The 19,842-nt window shown below is 68.7% G+C and carries 17 protein-coding genes; 5 read left to right on the forward strand and 12 right to left on the reverse strand.

Features of this window, described 5'->3' with window-relative positions; all coding sequences use genetic code 11:
- Positions 1–142: 142 nt before the first annotated feature.
- On the forward strand, positions 143–1,846 hold the full coding sequence (gene kstD / locus NE2_RS13375) for a 3-oxosteroid 1-dehydrogenase (protein WP_082856678.1): 1,704 nt from the start codon (positions 143–145) through the stop codon (positions 1,844–1,846).
- Between the two features lie 124 nt (positions 1,847–1,970).
- Entirely contained in the window at positions 1,971–2,834 is an 864-nt protein-coding gene (gene chsH3 / locus NE2_RS13380; protein WP_030517294.1) for an enoyl-CoA hydratase ChsH3, read from the forward strand.
- A gap of 271 nt (positions 2,835–3,105) precedes the next feature.
- On the opposite strand, the gene NE2_RS13385 is transcribed toward chsH3, so the two are convergent.
- From NE2_RS13385 to zapE, 6 genes are all read right to left on the reverse strand, one after another.
- Entirely contained in the window at positions 3,106–3,555 is a 450-nt protein-coding gene (locus tag NE2_RS13385) for a hypothetical protein (protein ID WP_063026223.1), read from the reverse strand.
- Complete coding sequence (locus tag NE2_RS13390) at positions 3,552–4,826, reverse strand: DUF58 domain-containing protein (protein WP_063026224.1); 1,275 nt, start codon at positions 4,824–4,826, stop codon at positions 3,552–3,554. The genes NE2_RS13385 and NE2_RS13390 overlap by 4 nt, the downstream gene beginning before the upstream one ends.
- The gene (locus NE2_RS13395) at positions 4,823–5,785 is read right to left on the reverse strand and encodes an AAA family ATPase (RefSeq protein ID WP_030517297.1); all 963 of its coding nucleotides are present in this window, start codon (positions 5,783–5,785) and stop codon (positions 4,823–4,825) included. Before NE2_RS13395 ends, NE2_RS13390 begins: the two co-directional genes overlap by 4 nt.
- A 49-nt stretch (positions 5,786–5,834) precedes the next feature.
- Positions 5,835–6,329: a hypothetical protein gene (locus NE2_RS13400; RefSeq protein WP_063026291.1), complete on the reverse strand. Its 495-nt coding sequence runs from the start codon at positions 6,327–6,329 to the stop codon at positions 5,835–5,837.
- Positions 6,330–6,334: 5 nt separating this feature from the next.
- Positions 6,335–7,273 carry a DUF4129 domain-containing protein gene (locus tag NE2_RS13405; RefSeq protein WP_233429773.1) on the reverse strand — a complete coding sequence of 313 codons (939 nt, stop codon included), beginning with the start codon at positions 7,271–7,273 and terminating at the stop codon, positions 6,335–6,337.
- Between the two features lie 113 nt (positions 7,274–7,386).
- Positions 7,387–8,502 carry a cell division protein ZapE gene (zapE, locus tag NE2_RS13410; RefSeq protein WP_063909386.1) on the reverse strand — a complete coding sequence of 372 codons (1,116 nt, stop codon included), beginning with the start codon at positions 8,500–8,502 and terminating at the stop codon, positions 7,387–7,389.
- A gap of 77 nt (positions 8,503–8,579) precedes the next feature.
- On the opposite strand from zapE, the gene NE2_RS13415 reads away from it, so the two are divergent.
- Complete coding sequence (locus NE2_RS13415) at positions 8,580–9,176, forward strand: TetR/AcrR family transcriptional regulator (protein WP_063026225.1); 597 nt, start codon at positions 8,580–8,582, stop codon at positions 9,174–9,176.
- 23 nt (positions 9,177–9,199) lie between these two features.
- Here NE2_RS13415 and NE2_RS13420 read toward each other — a convergent pair whose 3' ends face one another.
- From NE2_RS13420 to NE2_RS13445, 6 genes are read right to left on the reverse strand one after another with little or no spacing between them, the layout of a single operon-like run.
- Positions 9,200–10,375, reverse strand: coding sequence for a lipid-transfer protein (locus NE2_RS13420; protein ID WP_030517302.1), 1,176 nt, complete (start codon positions 10,373–10,375; stop codon positions 9,200–9,202).
- Complete coding sequence (locus NE2_RS13425; RefSeq protein WP_063026226.1) at positions 10,372–10,791, reverse strand: MaoC family dehydratase; 420 nt, start codon at positions 10,789–10,791, stop codon at positions 10,372–10,374. Before NE2_RS13425 ends, NE2_RS13420 begins: the two co-directional genes overlap by 4 nt.
- Positions 10,788–11,738, reverse strand: a complete 951-nt coding sequence (locus NE2_RS13430; protein ID WP_084494027.1) for a bifunctional MaoC family dehydratase N-terminal/OB-fold nucleic acid binding domain-containing protein — start codon at positions 11,736–11,738, stop codon at positions 10,788–10,790. Before NE2_RS13430 ends, NE2_RS13425 begins: the two co-directional genes overlap by 4 nt.
- A gap of 22 nt (positions 11,739–11,760) precedes the next feature.
- Positions 11,761–12,930 carry an acyl-CoA dehydrogenase family protein gene (locus NE2_RS13435; RefSeq protein ID WP_063026228.1) on the reverse strand — a complete coding sequence of 390 codons (1,170 nt, stop codon included), beginning with the start codon at positions 12,928–12,930 and terminating at the stop codon, positions 11,761–11,763.
- Positions 12,915–13,994, reverse strand: coding sequence for an acyl-CoA dehydrogenase family protein (locus NE2_RS13440; protein ID WP_063026229.1), 1,080 nt, complete (start codon positions 13,992–13,994; stop codon positions 12,915–12,917). Before NE2_RS13440 ends, NE2_RS13435 begins: the two co-directional genes overlap by 16 nt.
- A 54-nt stretch (positions 13,995–14,048) precedes the next feature.
- A complete protein-coding gene (locus tag NE2_RS13445) occupies positions 14,049–16,232 on the reverse strand; it encodes an acyl-CoA dehydrogenase family protein (RefSeq protein WP_063026230.1) in 2,184 nt (727 codons plus the stop codon).
- A gap of 150 nt (positions 16,233–16,382) precedes the next feature.
- Between NE2_RS13445 and kstR the strand changes: the two genes are divergently transcribed.
- Positions 16,383–17,039 carry a cholesterol catabolism transcriptional regulator KstR gene (gene kstR, locus NE2_RS13450; RefSeq protein ID WP_030517308.1) on the forward strand — a complete coding sequence of 219 codons (657 nt, stop codon included), beginning with the start codon at positions 16,383–16,385 and terminating at the stop codon, positions 17,037–17,039.
- Positions 17,040–17,205: 166 nt separating this feature from the next.
- The gene (otsB, locus tag NE2_RS13455; RefSeq protein ID WP_063010092.1) at positions 17,206–19,779 is read left to right on the forward strand and encodes a trehalose-phosphatase; all 2,574 of its coding nucleotides are present in this window, start codon (positions 17,206–17,208) and stop codon (positions 19,777–19,779) included.
- Positions 19,780–19,842: the final 63 nt, after the last annotated feature.

Below are 19,842 nucleotides of genomic sequence, written 5' to 3' on the forward strand. Positions count from 1 at the left end.
TCCATTGGGGCGCTCGGTCTGGTGACCAGCCGGTGACCGGGATACAAACTGAAACGAGTTTTCCTGCATTTTCTCGTGTCAGCAGTCCCATCTGCCAGACCAATATAGACCGAACCTGATCCGATTCTATAACGTGTTCTACATGACTGATCGGGAATACGACGTGGTGGTGGTCGGCAGCGGCGCCGCCGGGATGACCGCCGCCCTCGCCGCCGCGCACCACGGCCTGCGTGCGGTGCTCATCGAGAAGGCCGCACACTACGGCGGTTCGACCGCGCGTAGTGGTGGCGGTGTGTGGATCCCCGGCAACAAGGCGCTCCAGGCGTCCGGCCGGCCCGATGACCGGGAGGAGGCCCGCCGCTACCTGCACAGCATCATCGGTGACGTGGTGCCGAAGGAGAAGATCGACACCTACATCGATCGCGGCGCGGAGGCCTTCGACTTCGTTCTCGATCACAGCCCGCTCCGGATGACCTGGGTCCCCGGCTACTCCGACTACCACCCCGAGGCCCCGGGTGGCCTGGGCTCCGGCCGCTCCTGCGAGCCGAAGCCGTTCGACCTGAAGGTGCTCGGCGCCGAGGCGGCCAAGCTGGAACCGCCGTATGCGAAGGCCCCGCTGAACGTCGTGGTCATGCAGACCGACTTCGTCCGGCTGAACCTGATCCGCCGCCACCCGAAGGGCATGATGCGGGCCATGCGCGTCGGCGCCCGCACCTACCTGGCGAAGTTCACCGGCAAGCACATCGTCGGCATGGGCCAGGCGATCATCGCCGCGATGCGCAAGGGCCTGATGGACGCGAATGTCCCGGTGCTGCTCGACACTCCGCTGACCAAGCTGATCACCGACGGCGACCGGGTCGTCGGCGTCGAGGCGACCGTCGACGGCGAGCCGACGATCTTCAAGGCCCGCTACGGCGTGGTGCTGGGCACCGGCGGTTTCGAGCACAACGCCGAGATGCGCGAGCAGTACCAGCGCAAGCCCATCACCACCGAGTGGACCACGGGCGCCGCGGCCAACACCGGTGACGGCATCCGGGCCGGTATGGAGGTCGGCGGCGACATCGGGTTCATGGAGGACGCCTGGTGGGGGCCGACCATCTTCAAGGGCGGCAAGCCGTGGTTCGCGCTGGCCGAGCGCAATCTGCCCGGCGCGATCATGGTGAACGCCGACGGTAAGCGATTCGGTAATGAGTCCGCTCCTTACGTCGAGGCCGTGCACACCATGTACGGCGGCAAATGGGGTCAGGGTGACGGTCCGGGCGAGAACATCCCGGCCTGGCTGGTGTTCGACCAGCGCTACCGCAACCGCTACATCTTCGCCGGGCTGCAGCCGGGCCAGCGCTTTCCGTCCCGCTGGATGGAAAACGACAACATCGTCAAGGCCGACACCCTCGAGGAGTTGGCCCAGCGTCTCGGCGTGCCGGCGGACAATCTCGCCGCCACCGTCGCCCGCTTCAACGCCTTCGCGGAAAAGGGCGTGGACGAGGACTTCGGCCGCGGCAAGAGCCACTACGACCGCTACTACGGCGATCCGACGGTGAAGCCGAACCCGTGCCTGGCGGCCCTCGTGCAGGGCCCGTTCTACGCCGCCAAGATCGTGCCCGGCGACCTGGGCACCAAGGGCGGCCTGGTCACCGACACCGCGGCGCGCGTGCTGCGGGCGGACGGCAGCGTGATCGAGGGCCTCTACGCCGCCGGCAACTCCTCGACCCCGGTCATGGGTCACACCTACGCCGGACCCGGCGCGACCATCGGACCCGCGCTGACCTTCGGTTATCTGGCGGTGATGGATATCGTCGAGAAGGCGCGCGAGGAGAAGGCCCCCACCGGCGCGGCGAGCAAGTAGAACCGTTCAGTGGGACATCCCCTACCATGCGCCCGGTCCGACCGAGACGAATGGAGCCGGGCGCACCGGGGACGCCCTCGGTCGCCGCGGGTGCGATCGCGACGTGGCGGAGTAAGGAAACATCATGCCGATTGACTTGAAAACCGCTCTGGGAGCGGAACTTCCGGCCCAGGAGTTCTCCTGGACGCCGTCGGATGTGCAGCTGTACCACCTGGGCCTGAGCGCCGGTACCCGCTGGACCGATCCCGGTGAACTGCGATATCTCGACGATCGGGAGCCGCAGGTGCTGCCGACCTTCGCGACCGTCGCACCGACGATGCGGGTCACCGAACCGCCGAAGGTGAGCTATCCCGGCGTGGAGATCGACCTGGCCAAGGTCGTGCACGGCAGCCAGGAAATCGTTGTGCACCGGCCGATTCCGGCCGAGGGCAAGGCGAGCAGCACCGGGCGGATCACCGAGGTGTGGGACAAGGGGTCGGCGGCGGTGATCGCACACGAGACGGTGATCACCGGATCCGACGGGCAGCCGCTGTGGACGGCGCGTTCCTCGATCTTCGCCAAGGGCGAGGGCGGTTTCGGTGGTGAGCGCGGCCCGAGCACCAAGGCCGAACTGCCCGATCGGACCCCGGATTTCGAGGTCCTCACCCCGACACTGCCGCAGCAGGCGCTGCTGTACCGCATGTGCGGTGACCGCAACCCACTGCATTCGGATCCCGAATTCGCCCGCGCCGCAGGCTTTCCCAATCCGATCCTGCACGGCCTGTGCACCTACGGTCTGGTGTGCAAGACCGCGACCGACACCGTGCTGGACTCGGACGCGAGCCGGGTGACCGGCTTCCGGGCGCGGTTCGCCGGAGTGCTGTATCCGGGCGAGACGATCCGGTCGCGGATCTGGCGCGAGGGTGACGAACTCGTCATCGGCGCCACCGTGGTCGAACGCGAGGACGCCCCGGTGCTGAGCGATGTGCGGTTGAGTTTCTCGGCCTGATCCCGGCTACCCGCCGCCGAACGAGGAACCGCCCGACCGGCAGTGCCGGTCGGGCGGTTTCGTCTTATCCCGGTTCGCTGATGTTCCGGGTGGTGCCTGCCGGCGTCAGTCCGGGAAGCCGGTGGCGAACAGGCCGGCGATCGCGACGGAACAGATGACAGCGATGATCGGGATAATCCACATGCCATCAGACTACAAGGTGTAGTAGGAAACCACGACATCGCGTAGTAGGGCAAACACCCTGGTTGTGGGGTATATCACGCTCGTTCGACTACGTCGATTCCGCCGAATCCGGGGCGTCCTCGCGCACTGTCAGGCCCTGCACGATCGCGGCGTACAGGACGATGACCAGCACGGGCGCGGCCAGCGGCAGCCAGGCCAGCCGTCCCGGAATCAGCGTTGCGAGCACCGCCGCGGCGGCGAATCCGAGCGCGCCGATCACCGAGGGCAGTGTGGTGGGAACCACACCCGCCGGGGCGTGCAGCGTGGCGGTGTTGAGCAGATAGGTGGTGGCGACCAGACCCGTCCCGGCGGCGGCCAGTGCCCCGGTATCGGCCCACGCCAGCGCGCCGAGCGCGATCAGCACCGCCACCACCGCGACCGACCGGAACCACCAGCCCGCGACCACCGTCACGAACACCGGAATCGCGGCCCATGGCAGCACGATGCCCACCGCGGTGGTCAGCAGCAGCCCGGACAACACGGCCAGAAATCTCGTCATCGCTTCACCCGCACCATTCGCCGATGTTCGGGCAGCAGGCGCATCGCCTGGTCGAGGCGAGCCCCCTCGGGCCAGGGCACGATATCCACACCGACCGTGCCCATGTCGCGGTACATCGCGGTGCGTTCCAACTGCCACATCCGGGCCAGCGTCGGATCCAGCCCGTCCTTGAACGGCGTGCCACGCAGCACGTCGACCACCACCACGGCATGTCCGCGTTTGCGCAGGTCGATCAGCGCGAGCGCGAATTCGGTGTCGAGCAGGGTCGAGAACGCGACCACGACCGCGCCGATCGGTACCGCCGAATGCGGGGCCAGGGTGCCGACATTGGGAATGTGCTCGTCGCCCACGCCGAGCACCGTGTCGATGATGCGATAGAACTGGCGGCGTCCGATATCGGGCCGCAGCCAGCGCGGCGCGCGGCCCAGGCACACCACGGCGGTACGGTCGCCCGCCTGCAGCGCGGTCTGCGCGACCTGTGCGGCGCCGCGCACCGTCAGCTCCATCGAATCCGAGGCCGGACCCGGCGCCTGCAGCGAGGTATCCACCAGCACAACGACATCCGCGGCCCGATTGGTGAGCCGTTGGGTGACGTACAACCGGCCGCGACGCGCACTCACCGGCCAGTTGACGATGCGCAATTCGTCACCGGGAGCGTAGGCGCGAATATCGGCGTATTCCACGCCCGGACCGTGCCGGCGGGTCAGATGGGTACCGATCCGTTCCGGAAGTTCGGTGCGCGGCAGGCGCATTCGCTGTGGGTCCGCGATCGGATATACGTAGACCTCGCCGGCCGCGACACTCGCCGCGGCCTGGGCCAGACCGGCCGGACTCAATGCCGTCAGCCGCACGGTCACCGGATAGCGGCCCCAGCGCTGCGTGGACAGCGCCAACCGCAGGCCCGCCGGAGCCGGTCCGGAATCGGACGACTCCTCCACGCGCACCTCGAGTCCGTTCGCCTCCTCGGGGCGACAGCGCAGCAGCGCGTGTCCCTGCTCGACGAAGGCGGCGACCGCGAGTTCGACCTCCTCGGATTCGAAACAGCGCAGCACTCCCCCGCCGTCGACCTGAATCCTGGTGCGCGACAACTGAATCGGCGCGGTGGCCAGCACACCCAGCATCGGCGCCGCGAAGACCGCCAGCTGCCAGCGCTCCAGCATGATCGCCGGCACCAGCGCGACCGCGGCGGCGACCGCCAGCATGTACACCAGTGGCGCGGGCCGCCAGCGCAGATCGACCTCGCTCGCCGAGGTGGTATCGCGATGTCTCATGTCACCGTCGCGCGCGGTACGGGCAGACGGCGGAGCAATTCGGAGATGACGTCCTCGCCGCGGATCCGGCGCACCCACATCTCCGGGCGCAGCGTGATCCGGTGCGCCATGGCCGGAACCGCCAGCGCCTTCACATCCTCGGGGATCACGTAGTCGCGCCCCAGCAGCAGCGCCCGGGCCCGCGCCATCTGCACCAGATCCAGTTCGGCGCGGGGGCTCGCACCGACCTCGACCTGCGGATGACCGCGGGTGGCGGCGGCCAGGGCGACCACGTACGTCACCACATCCGGGTGGACGGTGACGAATTCGACCGCCTGGCGCATCTCCACCAGACCTTGCGCGTCCACCACCTGACCCACCTGCGGGGTGACCGCGCCGCGTTCGAGCCGGCGGCGGATCATCTGGGTCTCGTCCTTCTCCGACAGATATCCCAGCCGTAATTGCATGGCGAATCGGTCCAACTGGGCCTCGGGCAGCGGATAGGTGCCCTCGTACTCGATCGGGTTGTCGGTGGCCAGCACGATGAAAGGCTGTGGCAGCGGGAAGGTTTCGCCGTCGATACTCACCTGCCCCTCGGCCATCGCCTCCAGCAGTGCGGCCTGCGTCTTGGGCGGTGTGCGGTTGATCTCGTCGGCGAGCAGCATGTTGGTGAACACGGGCCCGCGGCGGAAATTGAACCGCCCCGAGGCCATGTCGTAGATGGTCGAACCGATCAGGTCCGCGGGCAGTAGATCCGGGGTGAACTGCACGCGCGTGAAGTCCAACCCCAATGCGGTGGCGAAGGATCGGGCGATGAGCGTCTTACCCAAGCCCGGTAGGTCCTCGATCAGGACGTGGCCGCCCGACAGCACCGCGACCATGATCAGCTGCAGCTCGTCGCGCTTGCCGACCACGACGCGGGCGATCTCCCGCAGCACCGCATCGGTGCGTTTGATGGTCACATCCAAAGGTGTCGTCATATCCGATCTCGCACTAGTTCCAACCCATTTCACATGTTCTGCAAGCGGCTCACATGCTCTGCAAGCGACGTAGAATCTCGTCCAGTGCGGCCCGGCCCGGCGCGCGCGAGGTCTGATCACGCGGCGACGAATTGGCCGGATCCACCCAGCGCCACAGTTCCGGACCGAACTGCAGCCGTCCGGCGGCCTCGGTGGCCTTGCGGTTCTTCGCGATCCGATGCCCGCTGGACAGTTCGAACTCCTTGGCCAGCAGCGGGCGTAGATGGCGATCCCAATCGGCCCGAGTGCCGTCGGCGCGGGTCGCGAGCATCTGTGCCCGCGCGTGCCAGCGGCTCAGCATTTCGGCCGGGCCGTTCTCGAAGTCGTGGTCGTCGAGGTCGGCGCGGGCCTGGGCCCGAGAACGCTCGACCAGCGACCACAGCAGTAGTGCCAGGGCGCCGAGTACCGGCACCCCGACCAGAATCGGCAGCATCTCACGCTGGTTGCTCAGGCCGACCAGCTCGATCAGCGCGATCATCAGCGCCGCGCCGACCACGATCGTCATCCGGGTCACAGCCGCGCCCCCTGCAGATCCGCCAGCACGATACGCAGCAGCTGTTCGGCGCGCATGCGCTGCCATTCCAGGATCGAATGCGGGCTGAACCGGGCCTCCTCGAACAGCGTCACGAGTTCGCGGGCCGAGGCGTCGTGCAGGACACCGCGATCGAAGGCCCGGGCCAGCACCTCCGAGGGGGTATCGGAGATCAGTGGCGCCACCTCGCGAGCCTGCGCCAGACCGCTTTCCATCGCGACGTAACAGGCGATGATCGCGGCGCGCGCGTCCTTGCCCGAGGCCATCATCGCGGCCAGGCCCATCTCGGCGACCTGCGCCAGGGAGACCGGCGCATCGGCGGCCACGGGTGGGGGCAGCAGCGCCGGCGCGCCCCGGCGATCCCGGGCGCCGAAGGCCACCACGCCGAGACCGAGGATCGCGACCGCCACCAGCACCGCGGCGCACGCGCCGACGAACAGCAGGGCGTGGCCGCTCAGCTCCGGGCTGCCGGAGAACGGCTGGGTGGTCGGCGGCGCGGTGGTTTCGGGCTGCTGGGCGGTGGCGGGCGGATTCGATCGCGGCGCGGCGGCTTCCTCGCGCCCACCGGCGAGCAGATACACCGCCCAGACGATCGCGGTCAGCACGGCCGCGACCGCGGTGCCGATGAGGACCACGATCCCGAACCGGCTCAACCGGAACGGCTGCCGCTTACGGTCACGGTCGACCTCGGCCATCGCCAGCGGCAGGTGGTGCTGGCTGGTCAGTACCCCGGCCAGCAGGATCACCACCGACACCAGCGACAGCACCGGCATGAGTGCCACCGTCACCGCCGAGGGCGGGGACGGTGCATGCGGACCGCCGGTACCCGGCAGGTATCCGCGCAGCGCGAAGACGACGCACGCCATCAGTGCGATCAGCCCGATCGCGCGTGGTATCGCCGTTCTCACCCCGGCCACGGGCCTCTCCCAGAAAACATCCGAACTGCACAAACAGGCACATCGTTACATGCCGAACGGTCCGTGAGGAGGGAAATCGTGACACCGGACGGTCACCGATCCGGTCTATGCCCCTAGCCGCCAGTTGACAGCCGAAGAAACTGTGACCGCGCACAGCATTCGGGCTCGTCGACGGCACGTCCGTCCAAACGAATGCACTTCACTTCGGTGGACGCCGACGGGTGCTCGGTCACCGCGGTCCGCGACTCGGCCGACTCGACGACGCTCGCCGGGCGAGCGCCGGGCAACCGGCCCAGCCGGCTCGCGGTGCGGTTCAGATCCGGGGCGGCGGCGACGTCGCGGACCAACTCCGGCAGCGGAACCTCGGCGTAGAGGGTGAGTGCCAGATCGGCGTCGTAGAGCACGTCGACGAGGTTGACGAACCGCGTCACCGCGTCGACCGGAACCCGCCGCAGCGGCGGCACCGCGCACAGGACCCAGCGCCGGTAGGTGTGGGTGAGGGTCAGGAAGTCGATGGCCGACAAGAGCTTCGCGCAGATCCCGTCGAAGTCGACCACCAGCAGGTCCGCCTCCACGGTTCGTGCTCGGAGCAGGAGGTGGGCGATCGGCACCTCGGCCGGCCGGTCGGCGCCGGGCCGGCGCCCGCGCACATAGCGCCCGCTCGCGAATCCGGTCCGGGGATGGTGCCCGCGGGCACGGTAGTCCTGCGGCCCGTCGACCGCGAGCACGGCCAGATGGGCACGCAGCAGGGCGATGGCAGGTTCGAATTTCGCGTGCGTCAGCGGATTGGGCAGCAGTTCCTCGGGCGGATAGTTCGAGGTCGCCACCAGCACGATGCGGCGCGCGAACAGGGCCTCGAGCAGGCGGGTGATCAGCATGGCGTCGCCGACGTCGTGCACGTGGAATTCGTCGAAACAGATCAGTTCGGTGTCGCCGAGTACGGCGTCCAACGCGGCCGGCAGCGCGCCGGATTCGGCGATCGCCGTATGAAGCCGGGCGAAGAACTGGTGAAAGTGGAAGCGGCACTTACGTGTCGAATCCACCCGATCGAAGAACTCGTCCATGAGCATCGTCTTGCCGCGGCCGGGACGACCGTGCAGATAGACCCCGCGCGGGACAGGCCGCGGGAATGACCACCTTCGCCGTTCCCATCGCCGGGCCACCGTGGCCAGTGCCACCGCGGCTGTGCGCTGATCGTCATCGAGAACCAGTCCGTCCACGGTCTCCACCCTCCTGAGGCTCTACATCCGTAGAGCACCTCTACACTTGTAGAGGATGATCCCGTGGGAGACGAGAGAAGGTGACGATGTCCACACGTCCAGCGGGTGAGGTGGGTGCGACGGACCGGCGCGGACTCATCGTCGGCACGGCGATCGACCTCATCGCCCGCCAAGGGCTGCGGGCGCTGACTCATCGGGCGCTCGATACCGAGGCCGGCTTGCCACCCGGGTCTACCTCGTACTACTTCCGCACCAAGCGCGCACTGATCGAGGCGATCGTCGACGCGATCACCGAGCGCTCGCGCACCGATTTCCGCGCCGCCGACCTACCGGCCTCCGACCCGGACGACATCGCCGCCGCCGTCGCCGCGTGGCTGGACAACCTCCTGGCGCAACGCCGTAACCATCTGATCGCCCGCCACATGCTGATCACCGACCTGCTCGGCGACCCCGACCTGCATCCCCGCCTGGTCGCGAGCCTGTTCTCCCATCGGCACGCCCGTGAGCTGTTCCGCGCGCTGGGCGCCACAGACCCCGACACGGCCGCGTCCGATTACATCGCCGTCATCGAAGGGCTGGTTTTCGACCGATTCGCCGGTGCGCGAACGGGTTTGGCCGCCGGAACAGAGCGGAGTGTCGAACAGCTGGCGCGCCCGCTTCGGGCCCACTTGCGCGCGGGGTAGTTCATGCCCCACGGGCGCCCGGATCAGGCCGCGGTCAGTACCAGTCCGGAGGTCGGCACACCGGTGCCGGCGGTGACCACGATGTTCTCCAGGCCCTCGACCTGGTTCACCGAGCTGCCGCGGATCTGGCGCACTCCCTCGGCGATGCCGTTCATCCCGTGGATATAGGCCTCGCCCAGCTGGCCGCCGTGGGTGTTGAGCGGCAGCCGGCCGCCGATTTCGATCGCCCCGTCGGCCACGAAATCCTTGGCCTCGCCGCGACCGCAGAAGCCCAGCTCCTCGAGCTGCATCAGCACGAACGGAGTGAAGTGGTCGTAGAGAATGGCCGCCTGCATATCCTCCGGCCGCAGTTCGCTCTGCGCCCACAGCTGGTCGCCTACGAGGCCCATTTCCGGCAGGCCGGTCAGGGCGTCGCGGTAGTAGCTGGTCATCACGTACTGGTCCGCACCCGATCCCTGGGCCGCACCGGCGATCAGCGCGGGCTTGTTCGGCAGGTCCCGGGCACGCTCGGCACTGGTGACCACGATGGCGACCCCGCCGTCGGTCTCCTGGCAGCAATCCAGCAGATGCAACGGTTCGGCGATCCAGCGCGAGGCCTGGTGGTCGTCGAGCGTGATCGGCTTGCCGTAGAAATGGGCCGCCGGATTCACCGCCGCGTGTTTGCGGTCGGCGACCGCCACCCGGCCGAAATCCGCACTGCTCGCGCCGTATACGTGCATATAGCGCCGGGCCACCATGGCGACCTGCGCGGCCGGAGTGCCCAGGCCGTGGGTGTAGGAGAATGCGTTGTCCACACCCGACGAGCTGGGATTGCCGGTCGCCAGATGAGTGGCGAACTGCCCGAAGCGATTTCCGGACCGCTCGTTGAACGCGCGGTAGGCCACCACGACATCCGCGACTCCGGTGGCGACCGCCATGGCGGCCTGCTGCACGGTCGCTGCCGCCGCGCCGCCGCCGAAGGGGATGTTGCTGAAGAACTTCAGGCTCGGGATACCGGTGGCCCGCGCGACCGCGGCCTGGGTGTTGGTATCCATGGTGAAGGTCGTCAGGCCGTCCACATCGGCGGGCGTCAGGCCGGCGTCGGCGAGCGCGGCAGTGACGGCCTCGGCCGCCAGGCGCAGCTCGCTGCGGCCGGAGTCCTTGGAGAAATCGGTGGCGCCGATGCCGACGATGGCGGCGCGGCGGCTCAGACCCGTCACTGGCGTGCCTCCTGCAGGGAGATAACGGCTTTCGCCGTGATGTGGTCGCCGAGGCTGTCCTTGCCGACCACGTCGATGGTGATGTCCGCGCCGTCCACGGCCGCCACGGTTCCGCTGAGCGTCAGGGTGTCGCCCGCGTACAGCGGCACCCCCAGGCGCAGGGCGATGGATTTCACCACCGCCCCCGGCCCCGCCCAATCGGTGACGAAACGCTGGACCAGACCGGTGTCGGTGAGGATGTTGACGAAAATGTCCTTGGACCCGCGCTCCACGGCCTTGTCGCGGTCGTGGTGCACGTCCTGGAAGTCGCGGGTGGCCAGGGCGGTGGAGACCACGAACGTCGGGTCGGCGTGAATCACCAACTCGGGCAGAGTGGTTCCGACCTGCACGGCGGTCGGCTGAATCGTGGATGTCATCGCACGGCCTTCCAGTAGGGCACGGTGTTGTCGGCGTCGAGCTGCTGGAAGCCCACTTCGACGGGCAGGCCCACCTCGACCTCGGCGGGGTCGATGCCGCGCAGCTCACCGAGCATGCGCACGCCCTCCTCGAGTTCGACCAGAGCGACGACGTACGGCACCTGACGGCCGGGCACCTTCGGCGCGTGGTGCACCACGAAACTGAAGACGCTGCCGCGACCGGAGGCCACCACGTAGTCGGACTGTTCGGTGTGGTCCTTCCACAGCGCCGGAACCGGCGGATGCTGCAACGATCCGTCCGGGCGCTGCTGGATCCGCAGCTCACCCAGTTTCGTTCCGGCCCAGAAGAATTCGGTGTCCTTGGAGACGGTGGGCCGGACCCGCTTCGCCAGATCCTCCGCCGACACCTCGCCGGGTTCGGTGGCGGCGGACTTGGCCGTGCCGGGTGCGAACTTCAACATCCGGAACAGCATCTCGGTGACGGGTTCGTCGTCGACGTACCAGGTCAGCAGATAGGTCGCGAACCAGCCCTCGCCGAGGCCGGTCCGCTTGGGCCCCACCAGTTCTCGCAGCCTGGTCCGCGCCACGGGACGCTCGCCGGGGCGCAGGTAGCGGTGGTAGGTCTGCTCACAGTTGGTCGCCACCACCGAGGTGTAACCGGCGGCGTCGAGCAGATCGTTGACCGCGTTCATCGGATCGTCGGCGGGCCGCGATCCGCGCAGACCGGGCATGGTCCACACCTGGGCCATGGCCGGCGGTGCGACGATGCCGGGATGTCCGGCGGCGCGGGCGGCCTCGTCGTCGACGTAGATCGGGTTGGCGTCGCCCAGCGCCTCGACCCAGTTGTTGATCATCGGCTGGTTCACCGGGTCGCGGCCGAGGCGCGGAGCGGACTCGCCCAGCTGCTGGATCTTCTCGCCGGCGGCGCGGATCTCTTCCGCCGTCATGGTTTCCGACACGCGAAAACTCCTATCTCGGTACGCGGGGCAGGCGCAGGCCCATCTGCGCGATCAATTCGCGCATGACCTCGTTGACGCCGCCACCGAAGGTCACGACCAGGTTCTGCTTGGTGCGTTTGTCCAGCCAGGTCAGCAGTTCCGCGGTGACCGGATCGGCCGGATCGCCGAAGCGCCCCACGATCTCCTCCGCCAGCCGGCCCGCCTCCTGCAGCGCCTCCGTGGAGTACACCTTGGTCGCCGAGGCGTCGGCGATCACATCCCGCTGATCGGAATCGGGGCGCTCCATATTCGAGGCGACCTGCCAGTTCAGCAGTTCGTTGACCCGCACCATGGCGTGCAGGCGGCCCAGCGCGCGCCGCACCTCGGGCTCCTCCAGGACGCCCTGGCGCCGCGACCAGTCACGCACCCGCTCGTAGAGCTGCTCGATCTTGCCGGACGGTCCCAGGCTGACCCGCTCGTGATTGAGCTGGGTGGTGATGAGCTTCCAGCCGCCGTTCTCCTCCCCGACCAGCATTTCCGCCGGCACGCGGACGTTGTCGAAGTAGGTGGCGTTGGTGTGATGGGCGCCGTCGGCGGTGATGATCGGCGTCCACGAGTAGCCGGGATCGGTGGTGTCCATGATCAGGATCGAGATGCCCTTGTGCCGGGACTCGACCGAACCCGTGCGCACCGCGAGCCAGATGAAATCCGCCTCGTGCGCTCCGGTGGTGAACACCTTCTGCCCGTTGACGATCCAGTCGCCGTTGGCGTCGCGCACCGCCGAGGTCCGCAGCGCGGCCAGGTCGGTGCCGGCGTCCGGCTCGGAATATCCGATGGCGAAATGGATCTCGCCGGTGAGGATTCCGGGCAGGAACTTGCGCTTCTGCTCGTCGGTACCGAACGACTGCAGCGCCGGGCCGACGGTCAGCAGCGTCACCAGCGGCACCGGCACATCGGCGCGGACCGCCTCGTTGTAGAAGATCTGCTGTTCCAGCGGGCCGAAGCCCTGGCCGCCGTACTCCTTCGGCCAGCCCACGCCCAGCCACCCATCGCGGCCCATTCGCTTGACCACCGCGCGGTAGGCGTCCCCGTGGCGGTTCACCGCCATCTCGGCCTCCTCCTCGGGAGTGACGAGATCGGCGAAGTAGGCGCGTAATTCGTCGCGCAGCTTGTGCTGTTCAGCGGTCAGATCGATGTACATCTGGCTCCCAACCGGTCCAGCCGGAACGACGCACCGCCGAGCCAGCGGGCGATGTCCTTGGCTTGTGAGTAGTAGCGGTGCAGCGGGTGAGTCACATCGACGCCGATGCCGCCGTGCAGGTGATGGCACCGCTGCATGGCCGCCGGCAGCTCGGAGGCCACGCAGAACGCCAGCACATCGAGGTCGTCATCGACACGTTCCAGGTGCTTGTCACCACTGTAGTTCTCGCCGCCGAAGGTTTGCGCCAGCGACCAGTTCGCGGATGTCGCTGCCACCTGCAGGGCGCGCGAGACCACGTAGACGTCGGCGATTTCCTGTGCGACAGCCTGGAATTCGGCCAGCGGGCGGCCGAACTGCTGCCGGGTCCGCAGGTGTTCCGAGGTCAGCGCCAGCACGCCCTTGAGCAAACCGTCGGCGACCGCCCCGAGGGTGGCCAGGGCGATGCGGTGCAGGTCCTCCAGCGGAATATCCAGCAGTTGCGCCGCCGGAACCACCGTGTCGTCGAAGGCCACCGAGAATTCCGGCGCGCCCGTGGAACTCGGGCTCTCGGTGCGGGTGATGCCCTTCGCGTCACCGTCGACGACCGCGATACCGCGATCGGTCGGCACCAGAATCCACTGTGCCTGTTCCGCGTACGGCACCGCGATCTTGCGGCCGGTGATCCGCACCGAATCGCCGTCGGCCACCGCCTTCGTCTGCGGTTCGGCGACGAACGGGGCGCCCGGCTCGTGCAGTGCCGCGGTCAGGATCGCGCCCTCGGCGACGGCGGGAAAGATTCTGGCCGCCAAGTCGTCTCCGACGTGGCCGACCAGCGGCAGTACGCCGAAACCGAGGGTCGACAGCGCCGGCACCGCCACCGCGTCGGTCGCGAGTTCGGTCAGCAGGGTCGAGACCTCGAGCAGTCCCATCCCGTCGCCGCCGTGCTGGTCCGGCAGCGGCAGCGCCAGCAGCCCGCTGTCGACCAGCGCGGGCCACAACGCGAGATCACGCGCGCTGTCGTGTTCGAGCAGGCTCACGACGACTTCGGCGACCGCGTCCTGACTCTCGTCTCTGGTGAAGTCCAATTCTTTTGCTCCCTGTCGGATGTGGGCTGCTCTGGTGGCCCCGGCCCTGCGGTATCAGCCCTTCGATTCGCGTGGCAGCCCGAGGATCCGCTCACCGGCGACGGTCAACAGGATCTGTTCGGTGCCGCCGGCGATCGACAGACAACGAGTGAGCAGGAATTCCTTCACCACATCGGTATCCAGCGCACCGGCCGTGCCGGACAGTTCGACCGCGAATTCGGCCACTGCCTGCCGGTGCCGGACGCCGACCAGTTTGCGGACGCTGCTCTCCGCCGCGGGGTCACCGCCGGACAGCAATTTTGCGGCCGCACGCGCCTCCAGCAACGTGCCGGCCACCGAATCGGCGACCAGCGCGCCGAGGCGATCGGCGACCACCTCGGCACCCGGGCCTGCGGTGGGAGCTGCCGCGATCAGGGCCTCGAGCTCATCGCCGATTCCCTTGCCGCCCATGGCCACACGCTCCGCCGAGAGCGTGGAACGGGCGATCCGCCAGCCGTCGCCGAGCTCTCCCACCAGGCAGTCGTCGGGGACGAACACGTCGTCGAGGAAGACCTCGTTGAAGCGCGCCTCGCCGGTGATCTCGACCAGCGGCCGGATCTCTAGCCCCGCACTCTTCATGTCGACCAGAAAGTAGCTGATGCCCTTGTGCTTCGGTGCGGTGGAATCAGTGCGCGCCAAGCAGATTCCCCACGTGGCACGGTCGGCGAGCGAGGTCCACACCTTCTGGCCGCGCAGCTTCCAGCCGCCCTCGACCCGCTCGGCGACGGTGCGCAGCGCCGCGAGATCGGAGCCGGCGCCCGGCTCCGAGAACAGCTGGCACCAGATGACCTCACCGGTCAGCGTGGGCAGCGCGTAGCGCTCGATCTGCTCGGGCGTACCCCACTGCAGCAGGGTCGGAATCGCCCAGTTGGCGATCGCCAGATCCGGCAATTCGATTCCGGCCTTACGGATCTGGTCCTCGATGAGACTGCGCTGAATCGGGTCGGCGTCGCGACCGTAGGGTGCCGGCCAGTGGCAGGCCAGCAGTCCCGCCTCGGCCAGTGCGCCGCGCTGCTCTCCGGCGGGCAGCGCGGCGATACGGGCCAGGTCGGCGGCCAGCACGGTCCCCTCGGCCGTGTCCAGACCCGCTGCCTCCCATGCCGATCCGCCTTCGGCGTCACCGAGGTCGACCGACACGTTGCGCCGCACTCCGGCATGCGTCAGCTTCGCCACTTCGGCCCGCCAGTGCGCCGAACCGCCCAGCAACGCCCGCAGCGCGGTCGCGCGCCGCAGGTACAGGTGCGCGTCGTGCTCCCAGGTGAAGCCGATACCGCCCAGCACCTGGATGCAGTCCTTGGCGTTCTCCACAGCGGCGTCCAGCGCGATCGCCATCGCGACGGCGGCGGCCAGTCGCAGTTCGCCACCACCCGCATCGGTAGATCCCGCGGCGGTCGCCGGATCGGCCGCTGCCGCCGCGTCCGCCGCCACGGCGCGGGTCTGTTCGGTGCGGCACAGCATCCAGGCGCAGATGTGCTTGATCGCCTGGAATTCGCCGATCTTGCGGCCGAACTGCTCCCGGACCTTGGCGTAGCCGACCGCCGTCTCCAGGCACCAGCCCGCGATCCCCGCGGCCTCGGCCGCGATCAGCGCGGCCACGAGATCGCCCACCGCGTAGGGCGGTTCGAAGATGTGCCCGGCGGGCACCGCGACGCTCGCGCAGGACACACGAGCCAGCGGAGTGCTGGGGTCCAGGGGCTCGAGCGCCTCGACCGTCACGCCCGGCGTGCCCGCCGGCAGCAGGCACCACAGCTCGCGGTCGCCGGAGCGTACCGGCAGCAACAGCGCGGTCTGCTCGTCGGCGCCGAGCACGGTCTCCCAGGTGCCGGTCACTTCCAGCGCGTCGGTTGTGTTGTGCGACAGCACAACAGGCTCGCCCAGGGCGATACCGCAGGGCGTATCCTCGTCGAGGGTGTCGCCGGCGACGAGGCCGGCCAGCGCGGTAGCCGTCACCGGTCCGCCCACGAGATCATGCGCCGCCTGCTCGATCAGCACGGCCAGATCGCTCACGCAGCCGCCCGCGCCGCCGGCCTCCTCGGGAACCGCGACGCGGAAGATGCCGAGGCCCACCAGGCCCGGCCAGAATTCACGCCAGTACCCGGGCGCGCCACTGCGCATTGTTGCAATCGGGTGCACCGCTGCGGCCCATCCGCGCATCGACTCCTGGACGGCTTTATGCTCGTCAGTGGTGGCGATGGTCACACTCCATACCGCCTTTCCGGCGTGACTCCCACACCTAGAACATGTTCTAATGTGACGGTCGGGCGTAAGTCAAGGGGCGTCCGTCGCCGCCGCTGAACTACGCTCGTCGGCCACCGGAACCGACGTGCGTGCAGGAAAGGACTTTCACGAATGGCCAGTCCCTCCCGAGAGCAGGCAGCCGACTCGGGTGCGCAGAACGGAGCCCGCAATCGCGCGACGGTCAGCACCCTCAGCGAGGACGAGCTGAGCTCGGCGGCCCAGCGCGAACGGCGCAAGCGGATCCTCGACGCCACCCTCGCGCTCGCCTCCAAGGGCGGTTACGACGCGGTGCAGATGCGCGCGGTCGCCGAACGCGCCGACGTCGCGGTCGGCACGCTGTATCGGTACTTCCCCTCGAAGGTGCATCTGCTGGTCTCGGCACTGGCCCGGGAATTCGAGCAGTTCGACAGCAAACGCAAGCCGCTGGCCGGGCAGACCCCGCAGGAACGCATGCACGTGATGCTGACCCAGGTCACCCGCGCCATGCAGCGCGATCCGCTGCTCACCGAGGCCATGACGCGAGCGTTCATGTTCGCCGACGCCTCCGCGGCCGCGGAGGTCGACCGGGTCGGCAAGGTGATGGACCGCTTCTTCGCTCGTGCCGTGAACGAGGGCGAGCCCACCGAGCGCGATCTGGCCATCGCCCGCGTCATCAGCGACGTGTGGTTGTCGAATCTGGTGGCGTGGCTCACCCGGCGTGCCTCGGCGACCGATGTGGCCGAGCGCCTCGACCTGACCGTCGACCTCTTGCTGGGCGAAAAGTCCTGAGCGCGCGGCAGGGAGCGGATTGCCGGACAATGTAGGTCCGGCGTTCGAAACCTGCCTGGCGAGCTCGTGTAAACAGCACGTATCACTGCGCCAACACGCGGGCAAACCTGACCCAGTAAAGTTTCTCGCGCCCTGAAAAATCTCCTCCGATCACTAGGTTGGATGCGTGAGCGCACAGGATCTGCCACACGAACTTCGCCGTGCCTTGTCGGCCGTAGCCCGCGTGCCGCGGCTATTGGTCGCTTCGGACTACGACGGGACAATCGCGCCCATAGTCTCCGATCCGGCAAAGGCCTATCCCCATCGGGAATCGGTCAGCGCATTGCGTGCGCTCGCCGGCCTGACGACCACTACCGCGGCCGTCATCTCCGGCCGCGCGCTGCGAGATCTCGCGGCGCTTTCCCGGCTTCCCGTCGAGGTGCAGTTGATCGGAAGCCACGGCTCGGAATTCGATGTCGGCTTCGTGCACGCCATCGACAACGACGCCAAGCAGTTGCTGACCGAGGTGCGCCACGCCCTGGCCGCCATCGCCGACGACAATCCCGGCGTCACCGTCGAGGCCAAGCCGGCCAGCATCGCGCTGCATGTGCGCAACGCCACTCCCGAGGTGGGCCGGCGTGCGCTGCAGCAGGCCCGGCAGGGCCCGGCGAGCTGGGTCGGCATCCAGGTCACCGAGGGCAAGGCGGTCATCGAACTGGCCGTCATCCAGACCGACAAGGGCGCGGCTCTCGACATCATCCGCCATCAGGAGGGGGCCTCGGCCGCCGTCTTCTTCGGTGACGACGTCACCGACGAGAAGGCCTTCGCGCGGCTGTCGGGTCCGGACATCGGCATCAAGGTGGGCGACGGCGAGAGCCTCGCCGAGTACCGGGTGCCCAGCACCGAGGAGGTCGCCAAGGCCTTGGCGTTCCTGCTCGAGGAGCGCCGCACCTGGCTGGCGGGCGCCTCGGCGCCGCGCATCGAGCGGCTGACCATGCTGGCCTCGCCGCGCTCCAAGGCGCTGCTCACCCCCGACGGGACCGTCAGCTGGTTCTGCCATCCCGAGCCGGATTCGGCGGCGGTCTTCGCCCATCTGCTGGGCGGCCCGGCAGCCGGGCATTTCACCATCGCCCCCGAGCGTCAGAGCCTGCCGCTGTCCCAGCGCTACGTCGACGGCACCATGACCGTCGAAACCCGTTGGTCCAGTTTGAAAATCGTCGACTACCTGCCGCACGACGTCGCGCTGGAACGCACCGATCTGACCCGCGTGATCACCGGTGACGCGCGCGCGGTGGTCACCTTCGCACCCCGCCCGGAGTTCGGGCAGGTGCCGGTGACGCTGGTCCGCGAACCGGCCGGCCTGCGCGTGCACGGCACCAACGATCCGATCGTGCTGCGCTCCCCCGGCGTGCAGTGGGAGATCTCCGAAGAGGGCATCCACCACGTCGCCCGCGCGGTGGTCGACCCTTCGCAGGGGCCGATCGTGCTCGAAATGCGCTGCGGCACCTCCGATCTCGCCCCGGCGATGGTCAGCGAGGCGGATCGGCGCAACGAGGCCGAGCGGTACTGGCGCGACTGGGCCGCCGATCTGAACCTGCCGCCGCTGAAGCCCGATCTGATGAAGCGTTCGGCGCTGACCCTGCGCGGGCTGGTGCACGCCCCGTCGGGGTCGATTCTGGCCGCGGCCACCACCTCACTGCCCGAGGACATCGGCGGCGTCCGCAACTGGGACTACCGCTACTGCTGGCTGCGCGACGCCTCGCTCACCGCGCACGCCCTGGTCACCCTGGGCTCGCTGGCGGAGGCCGAGGATTTCCTGGCCTGGACGCACCGCGTGCTCGAGACGCTGGCCGGACCGGAACGCCTGCACCCGCTGTACACGCTCTACGGCGAGACGCTGCCCCCGGAGGCCGTGCTGGACCAGCTGCCCGGTTACGCGGGTTCGCGGCCGGTACGCGTGGGTAACGCGGCGAATATGCAGGTCCAGCTGGATGTCTTCGGCCCGATCGTGGATCTGATCGCGGCTCTGGCCGAGGCTCGGGAGGGCAAGGGCATTCTCGACCCGGCCAAGGCACTGCCCGACCGCGACTGGGAACTCGTCGAGGCCATGGTCCAGGCTGTCCAGCGCCGCTGGCGCGAACCGGACCACGGCATCTGGGAGATCCGTGGCAACCCGCGTCACCACGTGTATTCGAAGGTGATGGGCTGGCTGACGGTCGACCGGGCGCTGAAGCTGGCCGAACGGTTCGACCGCGGCATCGACCCGGTGTGGGTCGAACTGCGCGAGACCATCGCCGACGAGGTCAAGGCCAAGGGCTGGAACGAGCAGGTGCAGTCCTACACGGCCGCCTACGACGGCACCGATCTGGACGCCGCGACCCTGCACATCGGCCTCAGCGGACTGATCGAACCGTCGGATCCGCGCTTCGCGGCCACGGTCGTCGCCACCGAGGCCGAATTGCGCAGCGGCTCGACGGTATACCGCTATCACCACGACGACGGCCTGCCCGGCGGTGAGGGCGGCTTCCACCTGTGTGCCGCCTGGCTGGTGGAGGCCTACTTGCTGATCGGCAAGCGCGAGGATGCCGAGGCGCTGTTCGCCCAGCTGGTGGACGTCGCCGGCCCGACCGGACTGCTCAGCGAGGAGTACGACCCGGTCGCCGAACGCTCCCTGGGCAACCACCCGCAGGCCTACAGCCATCTGGGCCTGCTGCGCTGCGCCCAGCTGCTGAGCCAGCCGGTAGCGGCCATGGTGCAGTAGCCACCGGTCGCCGGATTCCCGTTCCAGGGCCCGCGGTCGCTCGGATCGAGCGGTCGCGGGCCC

This window comes from Nocardia elegans NBRC 108235, assembly GCF_001612845.1.
GTDB classification, from domain to species: domain Bacteria; phylum Actinomycetota; class Actinomycetes; order Mycobacteriales; family Mycobacteriaceae; genus Nocardia; species Nocardia nova.

Excerpts from the sequence above, each read along its gene's own strand:
- kstR (WP_030517308.1), top strand. The coding sequence starts at position 16,383 with ATGGCCAGTCCCTCCCGAGAGCAGGCAGCCGACTCGGGTGCGCAGAAC.
- NE2_RS13435 (WP_063026228.1), bottom strand. The coding sequence starts at position 12,930 with ATGTACATCGATCTGACCGCTGAACAGCACAAGCTGCGCGACGAATTA.
- NE2_RS13430 (WP_084494027.1), bottom strand. The coding sequence starts at position 11,738 with ATGACGGCGGAAGAGATCCGCGCCGCCGGCGAGAAGATCCAGCAGCTG.
- chsH3 (WP_030517294.1), top strand. The coding sequence starts at position 1,971 with ATGCCGATTGACTTGAAAACCGCTCTGGGAGCGGAACTTCCGGCCCAG.
- NE2_RS13390 (WP_063026224.1), bottom strand. The coding sequence starts at position 4,826 with ATGAGACATCGCGATACCACCTCGGCGAGCGAGGTCGATCTGCGCTGG.
- NE2_RS13415 (WP_063026225.1), top strand. The coding sequence starts at position 8,580 with ATGTCCACACGTCCAGCGGGTGAGGTGGGTGCGACGGACCGGCGCGGA.
- kstD (WP_082856678.1), top strand. The coding sequence starts at position 143 with ATGACTGATCGGGAATACGACGTGGTGGTGGTCGGCAGCGGCGCCGCC.
- NE2_RS13385 (WP_063026223.1), bottom strand. The coding sequence starts at position 3,555 with ATGACGAGATTTCTGGCCGTGTTGTCCGGGCTGCTGCTGACCACCGCG.
- NE2_RS13425 (WP_063026226.1), bottom strand. The coding sequence starts at position 10,791 with ATGACATCCACGATTCAGCCGACCGCCGTGCAGGTCGGAACCACTCTG.
- NE2_RS13400 (WP_063026291.1), bottom strand. The coding sequence starts at position 6,329 with ATGACGATCGTGGTCGGCGCGGCGCTGATGATCGCGCTGATCGAGCTG.
- NE2_RS13395 (WP_030517297.1), bottom strand. The coding sequence starts at position 5,785 with ATGACGACACCTTTGGATGTGACCATCAAACGCACCGATGCGGTGCTG.